Raw genomic sequence first — 18,960 nt, forward strand, 5'->3', positions numbered from 1 at the left:
TGTTGTATGCAAAAAGAGATTCCAAATATTGATTTTAATTCTCAAAAACCCGATAATTCAGGTATAGAGTTATTAAGCATAGAAAGTCTTGCTAAACGTAAAGATGAAATAGCACATAATCCTGAAAAAGTACACCAAATTGCTTTTAATATGATTGTATTTTATACGGAAGGAAAAAGTAAACAATTGGTAGATTTTGTTTGGCATGAAGTAAAAGAAAATACAATTATTCATTTGTCTAAAGGGCAAATTAATGCGTTTCAGTTTACAGAAAACCTTAAAGGGTATATCTTATTATTTACAGACGAGTATTTAAAAAAACAAATAAATACACTGCCAAAAAATGAAATTGTAAGATTGTTTAATTCTCATTTATTTTCACCTATTATTCAAGTTTCAAAAGGATCAAATGTAGGAGAATATATTCAGTTATTTTATAATGAATATTCAAATATCGAAGAAGATTACAATCAAGAAAACACTTATAATTCTTTATACTCTATTATCTTTTCAAAATTAGAACGATTAAAGCAATATCAAACCTTTCACTTAAAACGTTCAGATAAATTAAACAAGTTTTTAGATTTTAAATCGCTTTTAGAATTACATTTTACTAAGAGTAGAAATGCAGATTTTTATGCAAAAAAATTGAACATTACTTACAAACATTTAAACACTATTTGCAAAGACATTGTTTCATTAACAGCAAAACAATTTATTGATGAATTTATAGTGTTAGAAGCTAAGCGATTACTTGTAAATTCAGAAATTAAAAGTACAGAATTAGCATATTCTTTAGGGTTTGAAGAGCCTACAAATTTTGTAAAATACTTTAAGAAACATACAGAATTAAGCCCAAATCAATTCAAAAAAGACTTCATTTAGATAATTTGGTTCGATATTTACCATTTTTAAAACCTTTTTAACCTTTAGTAAAGTATACTTCTACTGTAATTTTGTCCTCATAAATAAGAACAATTATGAAACAAACAATAATAGTATTAGCAGTAGTTATGACAATCATAGCATGTAAATCTGAAAAAGTACAAAACACTAAAACGGAAACTAAAAAAAATACAAAAATGGAACTATCAAATAAAGACAAAACTGTAGCGGTTTTAAAAAGTATTGAAACTGGAGATCAAAAAGCAGTAAGCTATATTAATCCTACAAATTATGTACAACATAATCTTGCTGTAGCAGATGGTTTGGCTGGTTTTGGAGCGCTATTATCACACGCACCAGAAGGAGGTTTTAAAGTAAATACAGTAAGAGCTTTTCAAGATGGTGATTATGGTTTTGCACAAACAGAATACGACTTTTTTGGACCGAAAATTGGTTTCGATATTTTTAGATATGAAAACGGACAAATTGTTGAACATTGGGATAATTTAACTGAAAAAGTAGCAGCAAATCCTAGTGGTCATACACAAACTGATGGAACTACCGCTGTAACTGATTTAGATAAAACTGAAGCAAATAAAGTATTAGTAGCAAATTTTGTAAACGATATTTTAGTAAACGGTAAAATGGAAAAATTTGCAGGTTATTTTGATGGAGATAAATATATACAACACAATTCGAATATTGCAGATGGTTTATCTGGTTTAGGTCAAGCGCTAGAAGCTATGGCTAAACAAGGTATTACTATGGATTATACAACAGTACATAAGGTATTAGGGCAAGGTAACTTTGTATTAACAGTTAGTGAAGGAACTTTTGCAGGACAACCAACTTCTTACTACGATTTATTTAGAGTAGAGAATAATAAAATAGCAGAGCATTGGGATATATTGGAAACTATTATTCCTGAAGGAGATAGAAAAAATACAAACGGAAAGTTTAATTTCTAAAAATAAAAGAATTTATTTTTTTAAGAATTAAAAAAGGTTGCCATTATTTGGCAACCTTTTTTTGTAATTTATTTAGAATTTAATCGACCAAAAGAAAAACAAAATCGATGAAAAAAGCATTTACAGTTCTATTTTTAACAATATCAGCAACCTTTTTTGCACAAGATTATAACTTAAAAAAGGGATATGTAGCAGAAGGTTATGATGTTGTTTCTTATTTTGAAAATAAAGCAATAGAAGGAAATAAAGACTTTAGTTTTAATTATGATGGTGTAAAATTTAAGTTTTCCTCAAAAGAAAATTTAGAGACTTTTAAAAAATCGCCTAAAAAATATATTCCTGCTTATGGTGGGTTTTGTGCTTATGCAATAGGAGCAAAAAGTAAAAAAGTATCTATAGACCCAAAAACATTTGAAATAAGAGACGGAAAATTATACTTGTTCTATAATTCTTGGGGAACAAATACGTTAGAGTTATGGGAGCAAGAAGGAGCGGAGCAATTAAGAATAAAAGCAGATAAAAACTGGAAAAATATTAACAATTAAAAATAGTTGAAAGCAGTCTTGGGGGAGATTTGTGAATGTAAGGGCAAAAAAAAAGAGCTGAATTAATAATTCAGCTCTTTTTTAGTTTTGTACAGTTTAATGTTACTCTGCTTTTAATAAGTAATACGTTTTTTTACCACGTTGTAATAACACATATTTGTTAGCAATTAAATCTTCTTTAGTAATAGAATAATCTTCTTTTATTTTTTCTTTATTTACAGAAATTGCATTTTCTTTTAAAGCTCTTCTCGCATCTCCATTAGAGTTTAAGAAGTTTGTTTTTGCAGCTAAAGCACCAATCATGTCTAAACCTTCTTCTATATCTGTAATAGAAACAGTTGCTTGTGGTACACCGTCAAAAACATCTAAAAATGTTTGTTCATCTAAAGCTTTTAAATCGGCAGCAGTAGATTTTCCAAATAAAATATTAGAAGCTTTTAAAGCGTTCTCATATGCATCTTTACCATGCGTTAAAATTGTTACTTCTTCTCCTAGTTTCTTTTGTAATAAACGTAAATGCGGATTTTCTTTATGCTCTGCAATTAAGTTTTCTATAGTTTCTTTGTCTAAAAATGTAAACTTCTTAATAAAGTTTTCTGCATCTTCATCTGAAGAATTTAACCAATATTGGTAATATTTATAAGGTGAAGTTCTATCTGTATTTAACCAAACATTACCACCTTCTGTTTTACCAAACTTTGTTCCGTCTGCTTTTGTAACTAAAGGAACTGTAATTGCATACGCTTTTCCTTGTGCTTTTCTACGAATTAATTCTGTACCCGTGGTAATATTTCCCCATTGGTCTGAACCACCCATTTGTAGTCTACAATTTTTCTCTTTGTATAAGTGGTAAAAATCGTACCCTTGAAATAATTGATATGTAAATTCGGTAAAACTCATACCAACAGAAGATTCAGAACTTAAACGTTTCTTAACAGAATCTTTAGCCATCATGTAATTTACAGTAATATGTTTACCTGTATCTCTTACAAAATCGATTAAAGAAATATCTTTCATCCAATCGTAATTATTTACTAATTCTGCTTTATTTTCTGCAGTAGCATCAAAATCTAAAAAACGTTCTAAATTTTCTCTAACACCAGCAATATTTTTAGCCAATGTAGCTTCATCTAACAAATTACGTTCTGCAGATTTTCCAGAAGGATCACCAACCATACCAGTTGCGCCACCAATTAAAGCAATTGGGTTATGACCTGCATTTTGAAAGTGTTTTAAGATAAAAATTTGTACCAAACTACCAATATGTAGTGAGTCTGCAGTTGGGTCGAAACCAATGTATCCTGCAGTTCTATTTTTTAATAAATAGTCTTCTGTATCTGGCATAATATCATGTAATAACCCACGCCAGCGTAATTCTTCAACAAAATTTGTCATTATAAAAGTATATTTTTAGACCTCAAGGTTATAGAAACAACGAACTCTTTTTATCAAAGCAAAGATAAACTTATCAATGAAAAAACCATAAATTTGCAGTATGATTTTAGTTACCGGAGGAACAGGTTTAGTAGGAGCGCATTTATTATATCATTTAATTAAAAATGATGAAAAAATTCGTGCGATTTATCGTTCAGAAGAAAAAATAAAAGCAGTAGAAAAAGTGTTTTCTTATTATACAGATGATACTTCGTTAATCTCTAAAATAGAATGGTTTAAAGCAGATATTACAGATGTTCCTTCTATGATTCCTGCATTTGTTAATATTAACAAAGTTTATCATTGTGCAGCCTTTATTTCTTTTAAGCCAAGAGATTATAGAGAAATGAGAAAAGTAAATATTCATGGAACTGCAATTATTGTAAACCTTTCTATTGATGCAAAAGTTAAAAAAATGTGTTTTGTAGGTTCTATTGCTGCTGTTGGAGATTCTTTAAAAGGGGAGTTAATTACAGAAGAAAATGAATGGAATAAAGAGCAAGATAATAGTGGGTATTCTATTACTAAGTTTGGTGCAGAGATGGAGGTTTGGCGAGCTAGCCAAGAAGATGTTGAAGTTGTAATTGTAAATCCTGGTGTTATTTTAGGAAGCGGATTTTGGTTTGCTGGTTCAGGTAAATTATTTAGTCAGGTTTATAATGGGTTTAAGTATTATACAGAAGGAGTAACTGGTTTTGTAGGTGTAAAAGACGTTGTACAAGCTATGATTTTATTAATGAATTCTAATGTTAAAAACGAGCGTTTTATATTAGTTTCAGAAAATAAAAGTTATAAAGATGTGCTCTTTTTAATTGCAGATGCTTTAGGTAAAAAAAGGCCATTAAGAAAGATTAAATCGTGGCAAACAAATATTCTTTGGCGCGTATCTTCAATACTTTCTATCTTCACTAGAAAAGAACCTTTATTGGGTAAATATGCAGCAAAAAGTGCACATGAAGTATCTAAATATTCTTCAGAAAAAATAAAACAAACTTTTAAGATACAATTTACAGAAATAGAAACTGTAGTTAAAGAGGTTTGTAATAATTATAAAAAGTAAGTACTTATTCTTTTGTAATAACTTCGTCTAAAAGTTTATTGTTCAGTTGTAAAGTATCTAGTTTTCCTAATATTTTTAGACTATCTAATCTTTTTTGATAATTTCTTACCTTGTCTGTAGAGTCTTTTTTAACAGAATCTAATCTTGTTTGTATTTTTTTAAAGACATCTCCTCTTGCTATTATACTTGTTTTAGCTTCTTCTAAAATTTCTTGATACAAATCTATTTTAGACATATAATAAAAGTTACTAGCTTCAAAACGAGTACTGTCTATTTGAAATCTATCATACACAAAAGGCATGTAATTAATGTTCTTCTGTTGGTTCTTATTTTTTATAAATTTTGCACTAGAAGCAATCATCATTTCTTGTAATAAAAGACTCATTGTATCTCTAGGAATTAAATCTTTTGGTTTCTCGAAAATAGTATTACTTGTACAAGAAGCAATCATTATAAAAATTAATAAGTAGCTAATTTTCTTCATTTTACCTGTTAAAAGTTATTCTTTTTCCTTTTATTTCATTATTAAAAACACCATTATTATACATTAAGTTTCCGTTTACAAAAGTATGCGTTATTGTAGATGAAAAAGTAGTTCCTTCGAAAGGAGACCAACCACATTTGTATAAAATATTATCTTTAGAAACAGTTTGAGGTTTGTTAGTGTCTATTAAAACTAAATCTGCAAAATAACCTTCTTTAATAAAACCTCTTTTTTCAATTTGAAATAATTTTGCAGGATTATGGCTCATTTTTTCAACTGCTTTTTCAATAGGAATTACACCTTCTTTTACTTTTTCTAGCAAAGCAATAACTGCGTGTTGCACTAATGGCCCTCCACTTGGCGCTTTTAAATATGAATTTGTTTTTTCTTCTAAAGTATGAGGAGCGTGGTCTGTTGCTAAAACATCTATTCTGTCATCTAACAAAGCTTCCCACAAGCCTAATCTATCTTTTTCTGTTTTTACAGCAGGATTCCACTTAATATGAGTTCCTTTTTCTTCATAATCTTTATCTGAAAACCATAAATGATGAATACAAACTTCTGAAGTAATTTGTTTTTCTTCTAGAGGAATATCATTTCTAAACAAATGAGTTTCTTTTTCTGTTGATACATGAAAAATATGCAATCTTGCTCCTGTTTTCTTCGCTAATTCGATAGCTTTAGAAGACGATAAATAACACGCTTCTTCACTTCTAATAATTGGGTGATATTTTACAGGAATATCATCGCCGTATTTTACTTTAAATTCTTCTGTGTTTTTTCTTATGGTAGCTTCATCTTCACAATGTACAGAAATAATCATTTTTGTTGAAGAGAAAATTTTCTCTAAAACAGCTTCATTATCTACCAACATATTTCCTGTAGAAGAACCTAAAAATAACTTAATTCCTGCTACCTTTTTAGGATCGGTTTTTAATAATTCTTCTAAGTTGTCATTTGTTCCACCAAACATAAAAGAATAATTTGCATAAGAATCATTTGCTGCAATTTTAAACTTGTCTTCTAATAAATCTTGTGTTGTAGCTTGCGGAACTGTATTTGGCATTTCTATAAAAGTAGTAATTCCACCAGCAATTGCAGCTCTACTTTCTGTTGCAATATTTGCTTTATGTGTTAAACCAGGCTCTCTAAAATGTACTTGGTCATCTATAAAACCAGGAATTAAAAACTTACCTTCTGCATCTATAATTTCTACATTTCCTGTAGCTTTTATTTCAGTAGAAACTTCTTTTATAATTTCGTTTTCAATTAAAACATCACCTTTAAAAGTTTTGTTCTCATTTACTATTGTTGCGTTTTTTATTAAAGTTGATTTTGTCATTTTTCGTCTTAAATATCAATTTTCATGTTAACTAAACTCTTCGTAAATCCAAAACGTTCGTAAGATTTTATAGCGCCATAATTATTGCTATAAACATCTAATCTTAGTTCTTTTAAATCTTTTTCTTTTGCCCATTTTTTTAGAGATTCTAAAATTAAATTGCTAATTCGTTTGCCTCTAAAAGCGGGTTTTACAAAAATAAAACCAATGTAACCGTGTTTTGGGTTTTTATGATAATGTTTAGAATTTTCTATTCTTAAATAGCCAGAACCTATTAATTTGTTATTGGAAACAACAACAATAAAGTAAATATTTTCTGAAGTAATTAATTCTGGAATATTGTAGTAATTTATGTCTCCTTCTCCTAAAAAAGGATCTAAAGGTCTTTCTGCTTCTATAACACCTTGTTCAAATTCTAATAGGGTATTTAAATCTTTTAAAGTAGCAGTTCTTATAGATAAATTAGTCATTAATAGCTATTTTGGCAACCCTTTTAGTTTCATTTTTATTACCCCAAATAAAGCTTCAGAAACAATATTTCCATTCATTTTAGAAGTTCCTAAATCTCTATCTGTAAAAACAACAGAAACTTCTTTTATATCAAACTTATGCTTCCAAGCTTTAAATTTCATTTCAATTTGAAAAGCATAACCTATAAATTTAATTTCGTTTAATTTTATGGTTTCTAGAACTCTACGGTTCCAGCAAACAAAACCAGCGGTAGTGTCGAATACTGGTATTCTAGTAATAAGACGCACATATTTAGAAGCAAAGTAAGAAAGTAATAATCGTTTAATATCCCAATCTATTACGTTCACTTTATTATTTACATATCTAGAACCAACAGAAACATCGCCACCGTCTTTTTTACAAGCGTTGTATAGGCGAATTAAATCTTTTGGACTGTGAGAGAAATCTGCATCCATTTCTATAATGTAATCATATTCTCTAGCCAAAGCCCATTTAAAACCATGAATATATGCTGTGCCTAAGCCATTTTTACCGGTTCTTTTCTCTATAAAAAGTTTATTAGGAAATTCTAATATTAGTTTTTCTACAATCGAAGCAGTACCATCAGGAGAATTATCATCTACTACTAAAACATGAAATATTTTTTCCTCATTAAAAACCGCTCTAATAATGGCTTCTATATTTTCTTTTTCGTTATAAGTAGGTATGATAACAAGAGTATCTAACATAAATGAAATTTCATGTGGTAAGAAGACAAATATACATTTTTTAATTACTAATTTTGTGTTAATCTTATCAAAGAACAAAAAGTGGAAGCATTAGAAAGAATAGCTATAAATACAAATTGGATTCCCATGGTTTTGGTGTTTCTATTCTCGCTTATTGCTGTTTTAAAAGTAATAGACGCAGAAAAGTTAAGAGGTTATTTTCTTGCGCTGTTTAATAGAGGGTTTATCGAAGATGAGGTAGAGGAAGATACTTCATTCTTTAATTCGTTTTATGGTGTGCTATTTGTTTTTTCTTCAACAGTTTTAGCATTAACCATTAGTTTATTTGCTGCTGAAAAAAGTACAAGATTCCCTCTTAATTTTTCGTCTTTCTTATCTATTTTAGGAATCGTTTTTGGTTACTTAATTGTTAAAAACTTACTTGAAGTTGTTATTACTAGACTCTTTTTTATAAATAAACAGCTTCGTTTTTTTGTAATTTCTAAATTAAGCTACTTATATTCTATTAGTTTTTTCCTTCTAATATTTTATATTGTGTTCCTGTTTAGTCCTTTAAATACCTCGTCTTATATATATATTGCTTCAGTTTTATTTTTATTAAGATTCGTGTTTCATGCGAGGAATAATAAAAACCTGATTTTTAGCGAGTTGTTTTATTTTATTTTGTACATTTGCGCTCTTGAAATAGCACCGCTATTAACACTGTTTAAATTGATGCTTTAAATTAAAAAACCAAAGCGTATGAAAGTGAAAACGATTTTAGTATCACAACCAGCACCAAAGACAGAAACTTCTCCTTATTTTGATTTGTCTGATAAACAAAAAGTAAAAATTGATTTTAGATCTTTTATTCATGTAGAAGGAATTTCTGTAAAAGAAATTAGAAATCAAAAAATAGACTTTAAAGACTTTAGTGCAATTATTTTAACAAGTAGAAATGCTGTTGATTATTTCTTTAAAATTGCTGAAGAAATGCGTTTTAAAGTGCCAGATGATATGAAATATTTCTGTCAGTCTGAAGCTGTTGCCTTTTATTTACAAAAGTATGTTGTATATAGAAAACGTAAAATTTATGTTGGTAGTAGAACTTTTCCAGATTTAGTAAAATTAATTAAGAAACATAAAACAGAGAATTTCTTATTACCTAGTTCAGATAAATTAAAACCTTTAGTTCCTGAAGAATTAGATAAATTAGGAATAAAATGGAAGCGTTTAGATTTATACAGAACCGTTGTAAGTGACTTATCTGACTTAGAAGATGTTTTTTATGATGTTTTAGTATTTTTTAGTCCTTCTGGAATAGAGTCGTTATTACAAAATTTCCCAGGATTTAAACAAAACGATACAAGAATTGCTGCTTTTGGTAATTCTACAGTAAAAGCTGTAACAGAAGCTGGTTTTAAGTGTGATATAGAAGCACCGTCGCCAGAAACACCTTCTATGACAATGGCTTTAGATAAATATATAAAAACTGTAAATAAGAAATAAGTTCTTATTTAAAGTTAAAACATAAAAAAACCGAACAGAAATGTTCGGTTTTTTTATGTTTTATAAACTTTTTTTTCAATTGAAAAGAATAGTTTTAGTTTTGTTATTAAGCAAATAAAGTAGCAAAAGCTTCTTCAATTTTACCAACTAAAACTAATCTTATTCCGTGGTTTTTAGAAGATATTTTATTGTATTTGGATGCAACAAGTGTTTTATAACCTAGTTTTTCTGCTTCTAAAATTCTTTGGTCTATTTTAGAAACGGGTCTAATTTCTCCTGCTAAACCAACTTCTGCAGCAAAACAAACGTTTGGGTTTATTGCCACATCTTGGTTAGAAGATAAAATAGCTGCAACAACTGCTAAATCTATTGCAGGATCATCTACATTTATTCCTCCGGTAATATTTAAAAAGACATCTTTTGCACCTAACTTAAAACCTGCTCTTTTTTCTAGAACAGCTAAAATCATGTTTAATCTTTTTAAATTATAACCCGTTGTAGAACGTTGTGGTGTTCCGTAAACTGCAGTAGAAACCAAGGCTTGTATTTCTATCATTAAAGGTCTAATACCTTCTAAGGTAGAGGCAATTGCGGTTCCGCTTAAATCTGCATCTTTCTTAGAGATTAGAATTTCAGACGGATTTGAAATTTCTCTTAATCCGTTAGAAAGCATTTCGTAAATTCCTAATTCAGATGTAGAACCAAATCTATTTTTTTGAGATCTTAGTATTCTATATGTATGGTTTCTGTCTCCTTCGAACTGTAAAACAACATCTACCATGTGTTCTAAAATTTTTGGTCCAGCAATGTTTCCATCTTTATTAATATGGCCAATTAATAAAACAGGCGTAGCGGTTTCTTTGGCATATTTTATTAGTTCTGCAGCAGTTTCTCTAATTTGAGAAATACTTCCGGGAGAAGCTTCTATAGAGCTTGTGTGTAATGTTTGTATAGAATCTATAACCAAAACTTCTGGTGCTGTTTCTTCTATGTTTTTGAATATTTGTTGTGTGTTGGTTTCTGTAAGAATTAAACAATTAGAGCTTTTTGCTTCTAATCTTTCTGCTCTCATTTTTATTTGAGACTGACTTTCTTCTCCGGAAACATACAATACTTTTTGACTGATGTTTAAGGCTACTTGTAATAATAAAGTAGATTTTCCAATTCCTGGTTCTCCTCCTAAAAGTGTTACAGAGCCTTTTACTAAACCACCGCCTAAAACAGTGTCTAGTTCGTTGTTATTAGTAACTATTCTTTCTTCTGGGTTTAATTGTATGTCTGCAATTTTTAAAGGCTTATTTATAGTTTGTTTTGCTGTTGTAGATTGTTTCCAAACTCGTTTTTCTTCTTTTTGAATAACTTCTTCTACAATAGTATTCCATTCTTTACAAGCGCCACATTGCCCAACCCATTTTGCATGTTGAGTACCACAATTCTGACAGAAAAAAGTTGTTTTGGTTTTAGCCATTTGTTTTTTTACAGGTTTTTAAAGTACCAAAAGTACAAAGTAATCTTGATATTAGTCTTTAAAAAAATCTTATAAAATAAGTTTTTCTAAAAGTTAGCAAGTAGTTGCGTTAGCGATTGAATGGCGTGTTTGAGCTCTTTTTTCTTTTTCAGAAAAAAAGCGAGTAATGAAAGCGCGACCTTTTGGGAACGCCAAAAAAATTACTTGTTTTTATTGTAAATAGGCAGAAAAAGGAATGCTAAACCACCAAAAATAACAATCATGGCTGTTTGTGCTGTCCACATAATCCAACCGAAAGCTTTTGCAGGTTCTGTAGGAATATCGAATAAAGCCAATGCACCGGCAACTGCAATTGGGTACAAACCAATGCCGCCATTTGTAGCAGCAATAGAAAAGCCACCAGCAATAAAGCCAATTAAAATACCACCAAAAGGAACATTTAAACCGCTAATTGCAGGTATTGTTGCCCAAAACATAGCAACATACATTGCCCAAATAAAAACGGTATGAAAAATAAACGCCCATTTATTTTTCATTTTGAAAATACTTGTTACACCTTCTATTAAACCAGAAACAAAGGTTTTAATTTTTAATAAAAAGCCAGATTTTGCTTTTTTCACAAAGGATCTAAAGATTAAAAAGGCAATTACTAAAATTGCTAAACCAATAATTATTTTAGAAGGGTCGAAGTTTTTTGTGAGTAGTTCGTAAATAAAATCGAACTGAATAAAAAGTGTAATTGCAACTATGGTAAGCATCATTATTAAATCTGCAATACGTTCTGCCACAATAGTTCCAAAACCTTTTTCGAACGGAATTTTTTCATAGTTTGCCATTACTGTTGCTCTAGAAATTTCTCCTGCTCTTGGTAAGGCTAAGTTTACTAAGTAACCAACTAAAACGGCTAAAACGCTGTTTATAAATTTGGGCTTAAAACCTAATGGTTCTAGCATAAATTTCCATCTATATGCTCTAGAAAGGTGACTTAAAATTCCGAAGAAAAGTCCTAGGAAAATCCAACTATAATTAGCCTCTTTAAAATATGTACCTAAAGTTTCTAGAGAAATATCTGAGAGTGAGTACCAAACTAAAAAACCTCCCAAAGCGAGAGGTAATATGATTTTTAATATCTTTTTAATATCCAAATTATGTAAGTGTATTATCTTTTTCGTTAGGAAAAACTAATGATGGTTTAAACTTTTTAGCTTCTTCTAATTCTAAGAAACCATAAACTATTAAAATTAAAACATCGCCTTTTGCTACTTTTCTTGCCGCAGCGCCATTTAGTGTAATTTCACCACTTCCTCTAGGACCAGGAATTGCATATGTTTCTAAACGCTCGCCATTATTGTTGTTTACAATTTGAACGCGTTCTCCTTCTATGATGTTGGCTGCATCCATTAAATCTTCATCAATGGTAATGCTTCCTATATAATTTAAATCTGCACCAGTTACTTTAACTCTGTGGATTTTTGATTTTACAACTTGTACTAACATATTACAAAAATAGTATTTTTTTAATGATTAATTTTTTAATTGAATATTATCTATCAATCTTACCTCGCCGGCAAAAACAGCAATAAAGGCTCTGTATTGTTTATTGGCTTCTTTTTTTTCTGCTGTTTCTAATGTTTTTTCATCAGCAATTGTAAAGTATTCTAATTCTAATAAACCTTGTTTTTTAAATTTCTTTTCTAGCCATTTATTAATTTCAACTACACTTTTTGTACCAAATTTCTTTTTTACTTTTTTAAGAGTTTTATAAATAAATGGTGCAATTTCTCTATGCTCTTTGGTTAGTCTTGTGTTTCTAGAACTCATTGCTAAACCATCTTCTTCTCTAAAAATAGGGCAACCTTTAATCTTTACATCTAGGTGGTTTTTCTTCACCATTTTTTTGATGATTTGTAGTTGCTGAAAATCTTTCTGACCAAAATAAGCTGTGTTTGGTGTTACAATTTCGAAAAGTGTTTTTACAATAGTACCAACACCATCGAAATGCCCGTCTCTAAACTTGCCCTCCATTTGGTGTTCTAAGCCATCGAAATTAAACTTTTCTGATGCTATATTTTCTGAGTAAATTTCTTCTACTGAAGGAGAAAATAAAATATCACAAGAAATAGATTCTAATAATTTAATATCGCTTTCTAAGGTTTTTGGGTATTTTTTTAAATCTTCTACATTGTCAAACTGTGTAGGATTTACAAAAATACTTACCACAACAATGTCATTTTTTTTCTTCGCTTTTTCAATTAAAGACAAATGGCCTTGGTGTAATGCACCCATTGTAGGAACAAAACCAATGGTTTTTTTGTTTGTTTTATGTTCTAAAAGACAGCTCTTTAGGTCTTTTTTGTTGTTGAATATTTCCATTCTTAATATGTTGCTAAAGTGTGCAAACTTACCATTTTAACACGATATTAGCATAAAAATTTGTATTTTTGCCAATCTCATAAAAGAGTTTGATTTAATGAAGGACAAGAGAATCTTATTTGTTTCGTCTGAGGTAGTACCATACTTACCCGAAACCGAATTATCGTCAACAGCATTTAATGCTGCAAAAAATGCACATTCTAAAGGAGTACAAACCAGAATTTTTATGCCAAGGTATGGTGTTATAAATGAAAGAAGACATCAGTTACATGAAGTTATTCGTCTTTCTGGAATGAATTTAGTTGTTAATGATATGGATATGCCATTGATAATTAAGGTTGCATCTATTCCAAAAGAAAGAATGCAGGTTTATTTTATTGATAACGAAGAATATTTTAAAAGAAAAGCCGTTTTTACAGATGAAGACGACGATTTGTTTGAAGACAATGATGAACGTGCAATTTTCTTTGCAAAAGGAGTTGTAGAAACTGTTAAGAAATTAAATTGGGCGCCAGATATTATTCATGTTCATGGTTGGATGGCTTCACTTTTACCTCTTTATTTAAAAGAGTTTTACAAAGAAGAGCCGTTATTTACAGAAAGTAAGATTATTACTTCTATCTATAACAACCCTTTTGAAGGAACTTTAGACGAAGGGCTTGCAGATAAAGTAAAGTTTGATTTGAATGATAATAAAAAAATAGCTACAATTAACGTACCTAATCATACAAACATATTAAAAAGTGCTATTGAAAATTCTGATGCAATTATTCACGGTAGTGAAGATATTCCTGAAGAATTAATTTCTTTTATTGAAGAAAAAGATATTCCTGTTTTAGGGTTTCAAGAAGAGAATTTTAAAGAAAGTTATTTAAATTTTTATGCTGATTTAGTTTCAGCTACTTAATTGTTTTTAGTGTGAAAAATATTTTTAGAAAAAGCACCTACTTTGGTGCTATACTTTTTGTGTTTGCAGGTGTTATTTCTTGCGAAAAAGATTTTACAGATATAAATAGTGGTGTTGTAAGTAATACAAAATTTACTGTTAATGATACTATTTTAGAGGTGTTGGTTTCTAACGCTACTGTAGATAATGTTAGGGCAGATGGTTTAAGTTTAGCAGCAACCCCGTACTTTGGTCTTCAAGGGCAATATTTGTTAGGTACTTATATTAATGACGAATATGAAAGTATTGAAGCTTCTATAGTGTCTCAAATAAATATTAATACAGCTTTACAGTTGGTTACTTACGAAAACCCAGATAATTTGGCTTTCGAAACAAGTATAGATACTGCTTTTTTAAGATTGCCTTATCATGCTACATTAATATCTAATACAGATAGACCTGTTTATGAATTGGATTCAGTAATAGGAAACCAAGCATTACCATTTACATTAAATATCTACGAGTTAGAAACGTATTTAAATACATTAGACCCATCTGATCCTACGAAGACGAATAAGTTTTTATCAGATGATGTGTACAATATGAAAGCTACATCTTTAACTTATGTAGAAAATATGGATTTTACTCCAACTCCTAATGATACTTTAGTTATTATTCAAAGAAAAAACAGCAATGGTATTTTGCATCAAATGGATACAATAAGGTATACGGCAAGTACAAACTCAGATATTCCTTTACCTATGGCTATTATTCCTTTAAAGAAAAGTTTTGTAAAGGATGTTTTCTTAGATAACTATGAAACATCAAATTTCGATTCTCAGAATAATTTTAATAATTATTTTAGAGGTATTGTTATACAAGCAAAAGAGAAAGCACATGCTTCTGGAGATAAAGGTGGTGCATTAGTTGCTTTTAATTTAAGAAGTTCTGCTACAGTAGCATTAAATTCTTTAATAGAAGTTTATTACACTAATACCTTTTTTAAGGCAAATAGTACAGAAATAGATACCGTTATAACAAGAACTCATACCTTTCAACTAGGTGGTATTGTAAACAGTAAGTATACTTCTAACAACAAAACATATGCTGTTAATAACGAAGTTAAGTTACAGGGTACTGCTGGTTCTGAAGCAAAAATTGAAATATTAAATGATGGGCAATTAACAGATTTAAAAAGTAAAAATTGGCTAATTAATGATGCTGCTTTAACTTTTTATATAAATCAATCTTCAGATACAACTGTTGCTCCAAGTAGATTACACTTATACAAAAGAGGAGAAGCTTTAAATGGAAATCCTATTTTAAGTTATATTAAAGATAGTTATACAGAACCTGCAACTTTTGGAGGGAATTTAGTTAGAAAAGACAATAAGAAAGATCATTACGCTTTTAGAGTTACAGATTATGTTTCTGATTTATTAAATGGAAATTCAAATTATAATCCACCTTTTAGGTTAAAAGTGTATAATAATTCTGATTCTCAAATAACAGATACTATTTTTAGAGGCTATAATTGGAATCCTAAAGCGGTTTCAATTTTAAATGGAGATGAATCTTTAAATGGTGTTAGAAGAGCACAATTAAAGATATCTTATACAAAGAAAAAGAATTAATAACCAACTAATAATAGAATTGTTATGTGTGGAATTACTGGTTATATAGGATTTAGAGATGCTTATCCTATTGTTATAAACGGACTGAAAAGATTAGAGTACAGAGGATACGATAGTGCTGGTATTATGATGTACGATGGTGAGAATATTCACCTTTCTAAGACTAAAGGAAAAGTTTCTGAATTAGAACTTATTACAAATAAAGAAGTAGAAAGAAAAGTAGGTAAAATAGGTATGGGGCATACACGTTGGGCAACGCATGGTGTTCCTAATGATGTGAATTCTCATCCACATTCTTCTCAAACAGGAGATTTAGTAATTGTTCATAATGGTATTATTGAAAATTATGATACTTTAAGAAAAGAATTAATCTCTAGAGGTTATACTTTTAAAAGTGATACAGATACAGAGGTTCTTATAAATTTAATTGAAGAAGTAAAAAAGAAAGAAGGTTGTAAATTAGGTAAAGCTGTACAGTTGGCTTTAAATAATGTTATTGGTGCTTATGCAATTGCTGTTTTCGATAAAAAAAGACCTAACGAAATAATTGTTGCACGTTTAGGAAGCCCTATTGCAATAGGAGTTGGAAAAGATAATTCTGAGTTTTTTGTAGCTTCAGATGCTTCACCTTTTATAGAGTATACTAAAGATGCCATCTATTTAGAAGATGAAGAAATGGCAATTATTAAACTTCACAAAGAAATTAAGATACGTAAAATTAAAGATGATTCTTTAGTTGTTGCAGATATTCAAAAATTAAAAATTAGTTTAGAGCAGATTGAAAAAGGTGGTTACGAACACTTTATGTTAAAGGAGATTCATGAACAACCAAAAGCTATTATTGATACGTATCGTGGTAGAATGATTGCAGATGAAGGAATCATAAGAATGTCTGGTATAGATGAGCATATGAATAAATTCTTAAATGCAGAGAGAATAATTATTGTTGCTTGTGGTACTTCTTGGCATGCTGGTTTAGTAGGTGAATATCTTATTGAAGATAAAGCACGTATTCCTGTTGAAGTAGAATATGCATCAGAGTTTAGATATAGAAATCCTATAATAACATCTAAAGATGTGGTTATTGCTATTTCACAATCTGGTGAAACTGCAGACACTTTAGCTGCTATTAAGTTAGCAAAATCTAAAGGAGCATTTGTTTTTGGTATTTGTAATGTTGTTGGTTCTTCTATTGCTAGAGAAACAGATGCAGGAGCATATACACATGCAGGACCAGAAATAGGGGTAGCTTCAACAAAAGCATTTACAACTCAAATTACTGTCTTAACTTTAATTGCTTTAAAATTAGCTTCTAAAAAAGGAGAGATTTCAAAATCTGAGCTTAGAACATTTTTGCAGCAAATGCAATTAATACCTAAGAAGGTAGAAGATTTATTAAAGATAGACGATAAAGTAAAAGAAATTGCAGCTGTTTATAAAGATGCTAAAAACTGTTTGTATTTAGGTAGAGGTTTTAACTTTCCGGTTGCTTTAGAAGGTGCTTTAAAGTTAAAAGAGATTTCTTATATTCATGCAGAAGGATATCCTGCTGCAGAAATGAAGCATGGTCCTATTGCTTTAATCGATGAGAATATGCCAATTTTTGTTATTGCAACAAATAAAGGGCATTACGAAAAAGTTGTAAGTAATATTCAAGAAATTAAATCTAGAGCAGGTAAAATTATTGCAATTGTTACTGAAGGAGATACACAAGTAAAAGAAATTGCAGATCATGTAATTGAAATACCAGAAACTGAAGAAGCTTTAACACCATTGTTAACAACAATTCCTTTTCAGTTACTTTCTTATCATATTGCAGTTATGTTGAATAAAAATGTTGATCAACCAAGAAATTTAGCAAAATCTGTTACTGTAGAGTAATTTGATTTTTGTTTTTAAATAAAAAAAAATCCAGCTATTTAGCTGGATTTTTTAGTTATATTTTATCATGAATTTTAACATGATTTCCGTTGTTCCAAAGTGTTAGAATGTCTGTGGCAACAGATGCACCACTTCCTGCTGCAATTGCAAACTGACTTCGAAGACCAGCAATTGTACCACAGCAATAAAGATCTTTTTTAATTAGGTGATCTTTATTTCTAAGTTGAATTCTGTCCTTTTCTAGATTAGCTTTCTTATGTGGTTCAATAAAATCATCTAAACCATCAATAGTAAAAGGTTTAGAGTAGTTTAAAGCCACAATTACAATTTTAGCTTGGTAAGTACATTTATTAGTAACTACTTTATATTCGTTATTAAAAACATCAATAGAAAGAACCTTTTCGTTATCTATTTGAGAAATATTAGGATACAAAGTTGATAATTGTTCTTTACCATCAACCAATATATCTGCTCCTAATGTTTTAGGAGATAAACCTAACACATTATTAAACATAGCATTTTGTAAATGAGATGTTTTTTGATGCATAATAATACCTATCTTTTTATCAATAACAAAGGGCTTTTTCTTTGCCGAACCTAAAACCAAAGCACATTGTAAACCAGAAACGCCACCACCAATAATTAATGCATCAAAATTCATATTAAATAAATAAAGCTTTAATATTTTGGGCAAATAATTTTACTGCAATTGCTAATAATATTACTCCAAAAACTTTTCTAATAATCTGTATTCCGTTAGGACCAATTATACGTTCTATTTTAGAAGAAGTTTTTAATACAATAAATATTAAAAGGACGTTTAGTAACACAGCTATAATTATGTTTTCTATATAAAATTCTGCTCGAAGAGAAAGTAACGTTGTTAAACTTCCAGGACCAGCAATTAATGGAAATGCTAAAGGAAAAACGGTTGCTGTAATTGTTGCTTGGTTTTCGTCGTCTTTATAAAGTGTAATTCCTAAAATCATTTCTAAAGCAATAAAAAACAAAATAAAAGAACCGGCAACTGCAAAAGAATTAACGTCTAAACCAATTAAACCTAATAAACTTTGCCCTAAAAACAAGAAAACAATCATAATTAAACCAGCGATTATAGATGCTTTTCCAGATTGAATATGACCTACTTTTTTACGTAAATCTATAATAATAGGTATGTTTCCAATAATATCTATTACAGCAAACAATACCATAAAGGCTGTAACAATTTCTTTAAGATTAAAATTCATGATTGTTTTTATTTATTTTGCAAAATTAGTTAACTAACTTTATCAAAGTGTAAAATTAAAGAAAAT

General features: G+C 29.4%; 20 protein-coding genes. 9 read left to right on the plus strand and 11 right to left on the minus strand.

Going from position 1 to position 18,960, the window contains the following annotated elements:
• Positions 1-6 precede the first annotated feature (6 nt).
• The 3 genes from SHK09_RS02320 (at position 7) to SHK09_RS02330 (ending at position 2,398) form a co-directional block, all read left to right on the plus strand.
• Positions 7-885, plus strand: coding sequence for a helix-turn-helix domain-containing protein (locus tag SHK09_RS02320; RefSeq protein WP_319809159.1), 879 nt, complete (start codon positions 7-9; stop codon positions 883-885).
• 95 nt (positions 886-980) lie between these two features.
• Positions 981-1,853, plus strand: a complete 873-nt coding sequence (locus SHK09_RS02325; RefSeq protein ID WP_319809160.1) for a nuclear transport factor 2 family protein — start codon at positions 981-983, stop codon at positions 1,851-1,853.
• A gap of 107 nt (positions 1,854-1,960) precedes the next feature.
• On the plus strand, positions 1,961-2,398 hold the full coding sequence (locus tag SHK09_RS02330; protein ID WP_319809161.1) for a YHS domain-containing (seleno)protein: 438 nt from the start codon (positions 1,961-1,963) through the stop codon (positions 2,396-2,398).
• A gap of 102 nt (positions 2,399-2,500) precedes the next feature.
• Here the strand turns inward: SHK09_RS02330 and tyrS are convergent, their stop codons facing one another.
• Positions 2,501-3,793: a tyrosine--tRNA ligase gene (gene tyrS, locus SHK09_RS02335; protein WP_319809162.1), complete on the minus strand. Its 1,293-nt coding sequence runs from the start codon at positions 3,791-3,793 to the stop codon at positions 2,501-2,503.
• A gap of 100 nt (positions 3,794-3,893) precedes the next feature.
• Between tyrS and SHK09_RS02340 the strand changes: the two genes are divergently transcribed.
• Positions 3,894-4,892: an NAD-dependent epimerase/dehydratase family protein gene (locus SHK09_RS02340; protein WP_319809163.1), complete on the plus strand. Its 999-nt coding sequence runs from the start codon at positions 3,894-3,896 to the stop codon at positions 4,890-4,892.
• Positions 4,893-4,896: 4 nt separating this feature from the next.
• Here SHK09_RS02340 and SHK09_RS02345 read toward each other — a convergent pair whose 3' ends face one another.
• The 4 genes from SHK09_RS02345 to SHK09_RS02360 are packed head-to-tail and all read right to left on the minus strand — an operon-like array spanning position 4,897 to position 7,917.
• On the minus strand, positions 4,897-5,376 hold the full coding sequence (locus SHK09_RS02345; protein ID WP_319809164.1) for a DUF4296 domain-containing protein: 480 nt from the start codon (positions 5,374-5,376) through the stop codon (positions 4,897-4,899).
• A gap of 1 nt (position 5,377) precedes the next feature.
• Positions 5,378-6,718 (minus strand): dihydroorotase, encoded by a 1,341-nt coding sequence (locus SHK09_RS02350; protein WP_319809165.1) that lies wholly within the window; start codon positions 6,716-6,718, stop codon positions 5,378-5,380.
• An 8-nt stretch (positions 6,719-6,726) separates the two neighbouring features.
• On the minus strand, positions 6,727-7,188 hold the full coding sequence (locus tag SHK09_RS02355) for a GNAT family N-acetyltransferase (RefSeq protein WP_319809166.1): 462 nt from the start codon (positions 7,186-7,188) through the stop codon (positions 6,727-6,729).
• Positions 7,189-7,194: 6 nt separating this feature from the next.
• Positions 7,195-7,917, minus strand: coding sequence for a polyprenol monophosphomannose synthase (locus SHK09_RS02360; RefSeq protein ID WP_319809167.1), 723 nt, complete (start codon positions 7,915-7,917; stop codon positions 7,195-7,197).
• An 81-nt stretch (positions 7,918-7,998) separates the two neighbouring features.
• On the opposite strand from SHK09_RS02360, the gene SHK09_RS02365 reads away from it, so the two are divergent.
• Both SHK09_RS02365 and SHK09_RS02370 read left to right on the plus strand, forming a co-directional pair.
• Positions 7,999-8,640 (plus strand): DUF4271 domain-containing protein, encoded by a 642-nt coding sequence (locus SHK09_RS02365; RefSeq protein WP_319809168.1) that lies wholly within the window; start codon positions 7,999-8,001, stop codon positions 8,638-8,640.
• 18 nt (positions 8,641-8,658) lie between these two features.
• Positions 8,659-9,405, plus strand: coding sequence for a uroporphyrinogen-III synthase (locus tag SHK09_RS02370; RefSeq protein ID WP_319809169.1), 747 nt, complete (start codon positions 8,659-8,661; stop codon positions 9,403-9,405).
• A gap of 106 nt (positions 9,406-9,511) precedes the next feature.
• Here SHK09_RS02370 and radA read toward each other — a convergent pair whose 3' ends face one another.
• The 4 genes from radA to panC all read right to left on the minus strand — a co-directional run bounded on the left by radA (position 9,512) and on the right by panC (position 13,246).
• Complete coding sequence (radA, locus tag SHK09_RS02375; protein WP_319809170.1) at positions 9,512-10,873, minus strand: DNA repair protein RadA; 1,362 nt, start codon at positions 10,871-10,873, stop codon at positions 9,512-9,514.
• A 200-nt stretch (positions 10,874-11,073) separates the two neighbouring features.
• A complete protein-coding gene (locus tag SHK09_RS02380; RefSeq protein WP_319809171.1) occupies positions 11,074-12,018 on the minus strand; it encodes a lysylphosphatidylglycerol synthase transmembrane domain-containing protein in 945 nt (314 codons plus the stop codon).
• A 1-nt stretch (position 12,019) separates the two neighbouring features.
• Positions 12,020-12,370 (minus strand): aspartate 1-decarboxylase, encoded by a 351-nt coding sequence (panD, locus tag SHK09_RS02385; RefSeq protein WP_072556258.1) that lies wholly within the window; start codon positions 12,368-12,370, stop codon positions 12,020-12,022.
• Positions 12,371-12,397: 27 nt separating this feature from the next.
• Positions 12,398-13,246 carry a pantoate--beta-alanine ligase gene (gene panC, locus SHK09_RS02390; RefSeq protein WP_319809172.1) on the minus strand — a complete coding sequence of 283 codons (849 nt, stop codon included), beginning with the start codon at positions 13,244-13,246 and terminating at the stop codon, positions 12,398-12,400.
• Positions 13,247-13,343: 97 nt separating this feature from the next.
• On the opposite strand from panC, the gene SHK09_RS02395 reads away from it, so the two are divergent.
• From SHK09_RS02395 to glmS, 3 genes are read left to right on the plus strand one after another with little or no spacing between them, the layout of a single operon-like run.
• Positions 13,344-14,153 carry a glycogen/starch synthase gene (locus tag SHK09_RS02395; protein WP_319809173.1) on the plus strand — a complete coding sequence of 270 codons (810 nt, stop codon included), beginning with the start codon at positions 13,344-13,346 and terminating at the stop codon, positions 14,151-14,153.
• 11 nt (positions 14,154-14,164) lie between these two features.
• Positions 14,165-15,766 (plus strand): DUF4270 family protein, encoded by a 1,602-nt coding sequence (locus tag SHK09_RS02400; protein ID WP_319809174.1) that lies wholly within the window; start codon positions 14,165-14,167, stop codon positions 15,764-15,766.
• A gap of 24 nt (positions 15,767-15,790) precedes the next feature.
• Entirely contained in the window at positions 15,791-17,647 is a 1,857-nt protein-coding gene (gene glmS, locus SHK09_RS02405; protein ID WP_319809175.1) for a glutamine--fructose-6-phosphate transaminase (isomerizing), read from the plus strand.
• A 55-nt stretch (positions 17,648-17,702) separates the two neighbouring features.
• Here the strand turns inward: glmS and SHK09_RS02410 are convergent, their stop codons facing one another.
• Together SHK09_RS02410 and SHK09_RS02415 are read right to left on the minus strand one after the other, a co-directional pair.
• Complete coding sequence (locus tag SHK09_RS02410; protein ID WP_319809176.1) at positions 17,703-18,308, minus strand: FAD-dependent oxidoreductase; 606 nt, start codon at positions 18,306-18,308, stop codon at positions 17,703-17,705.
• A gap of 1 nt (position 18,309) precedes the next feature.
• Positions 18,310-18,894: a MarC family protein gene (locus SHK09_RS02415; RefSeq protein WP_319809177.1), complete on the minus strand. Its 585-nt coding sequence runs from the start codon at positions 18,892-18,894 to the stop codon at positions 18,310-18,312.
• Between the last annotated feature and the right edge of the window lie 66 nt (positions 18,895-18,960).

Origin of the sequence: Polaribacter sp. PL03 (genome assembly GCF_033875165.1) — a bacterium.
Lineage (GTDB): Bacteria > Bacteroidota > Bacteroidia > Flavobacteriales > Flavobacteriaceae > Polaribacter.

Bases quoted from the DNA above. Each gene is read 5' to 3' on its own strand.
- SHK09_RS02320 (WP_319809159.1), top strand. From the start codon at position 7: ATGCAAAAAGAGATTCCAAATATTGATTTTAATTCTCAAAAACCCGAT.
- SHK09_RS02325 (WP_319809160.1), top strand. From the start codon at position 981: ATGAAACAAACAATAATAGTATTAGCAGTAGTTATGACAATCATAGCA.
- SHK09_RS02330 (WP_319809161.1), top strand. From the start codon at position 1,961: ATGAAAAAAGCATTTACAGTTCTATTTTTAACAATATCAGCAACCTTT.
- tyrS (WP_319809162.1), bottom strand. From the start codon at position 3,793: ATGACAAATTTTGTTGAAGAATTACGCTGGCGTGGGTTATTACATGAT.
- SHK09_RS02340 (WP_319809163.1), top strand. From the start codon at position 3,894: ATGATTTTAGTTACCGGAGGAACAGGTTTAGTAGGAGCGCATTTATTA.
- SHK09_RS02345 (WP_319809164.1), bottom strand. From the start codon at position 5,376: ATGAAGAAAATTAGCTACTTATTAATTTTTATAATGATTGCTTCTTGT.
- SHK09_RS02350 (WP_319809165.1), bottom strand. From the start codon at position 6,718: ATGACAAAATCAACTTTAATAAAAAACGCAACAATAGTAAATGAGAAC.
- SHK09_RS02355 (WP_319809166.1), bottom strand. From the start codon at position 7,188: ATGACTAATTTATCTATAAGAACTGCTACTTTAAAAGATTTAAATACC.
- SHK09_RS02360 (WP_319809167.1), bottom strand. From the start codon at position 7,917: ATGTTAGATACTCTTGTTATCATACCTACTTATAACGAAAAAGAAAAT.
- SHK09_RS02370 (WP_319809169.1), top strand. From the start codon at position 8,659: ATGAAAGTGAAAACGATTTTAGTATCACAACCAGCACCAAAGACAGAA.
- radA (WP_319809170.1), bottom strand. From the start codon at position 10,873: ATGGCTAAAACCAAAACAACTTTTTTCTGTCAGAATTGTGGTACTCAA.
- panD (WP_072556258.1), bottom strand. From the start codon at position 12,370: ATGTTAGTACAAGTTGTAAAATCAAAAATCCACAGAGTTAAAGTAACT.
- panC (WP_319809172.1), bottom strand. From the start codon at position 13,246: ATGGAAATATTCAACAACAAAAAAGACCTAAAGAGCTGTCTTTTAGAA.
- SHK09_RS02395 (WP_319809173.1), top strand. From the start codon at position 13,344: ATGAAGGACAAGAGAATCTTATTTGTTTCGTCTGAGGTAGTACCATAC.
- glmS (WP_319809175.1), top strand. From the start codon at position 15,791: ATGTGTGGAATTACTGGTTATATAGGATTTAGAGATGCTTATCCTATT.
- SHK09_RS02410 (WP_319809176.1), bottom strand. From the start codon at position 18,308: ATGAATTTTGATGCATTAATTATTGGTGGTGGCGTTTCTGGTTTACAA.
- SHK09_RS02415 (WP_319809177.1), bottom strand. From the start codon at position 18,894: ATGAATTTTAATCTTAAAGAAATTGTTACAGCCTTTATGGTATTGTTT.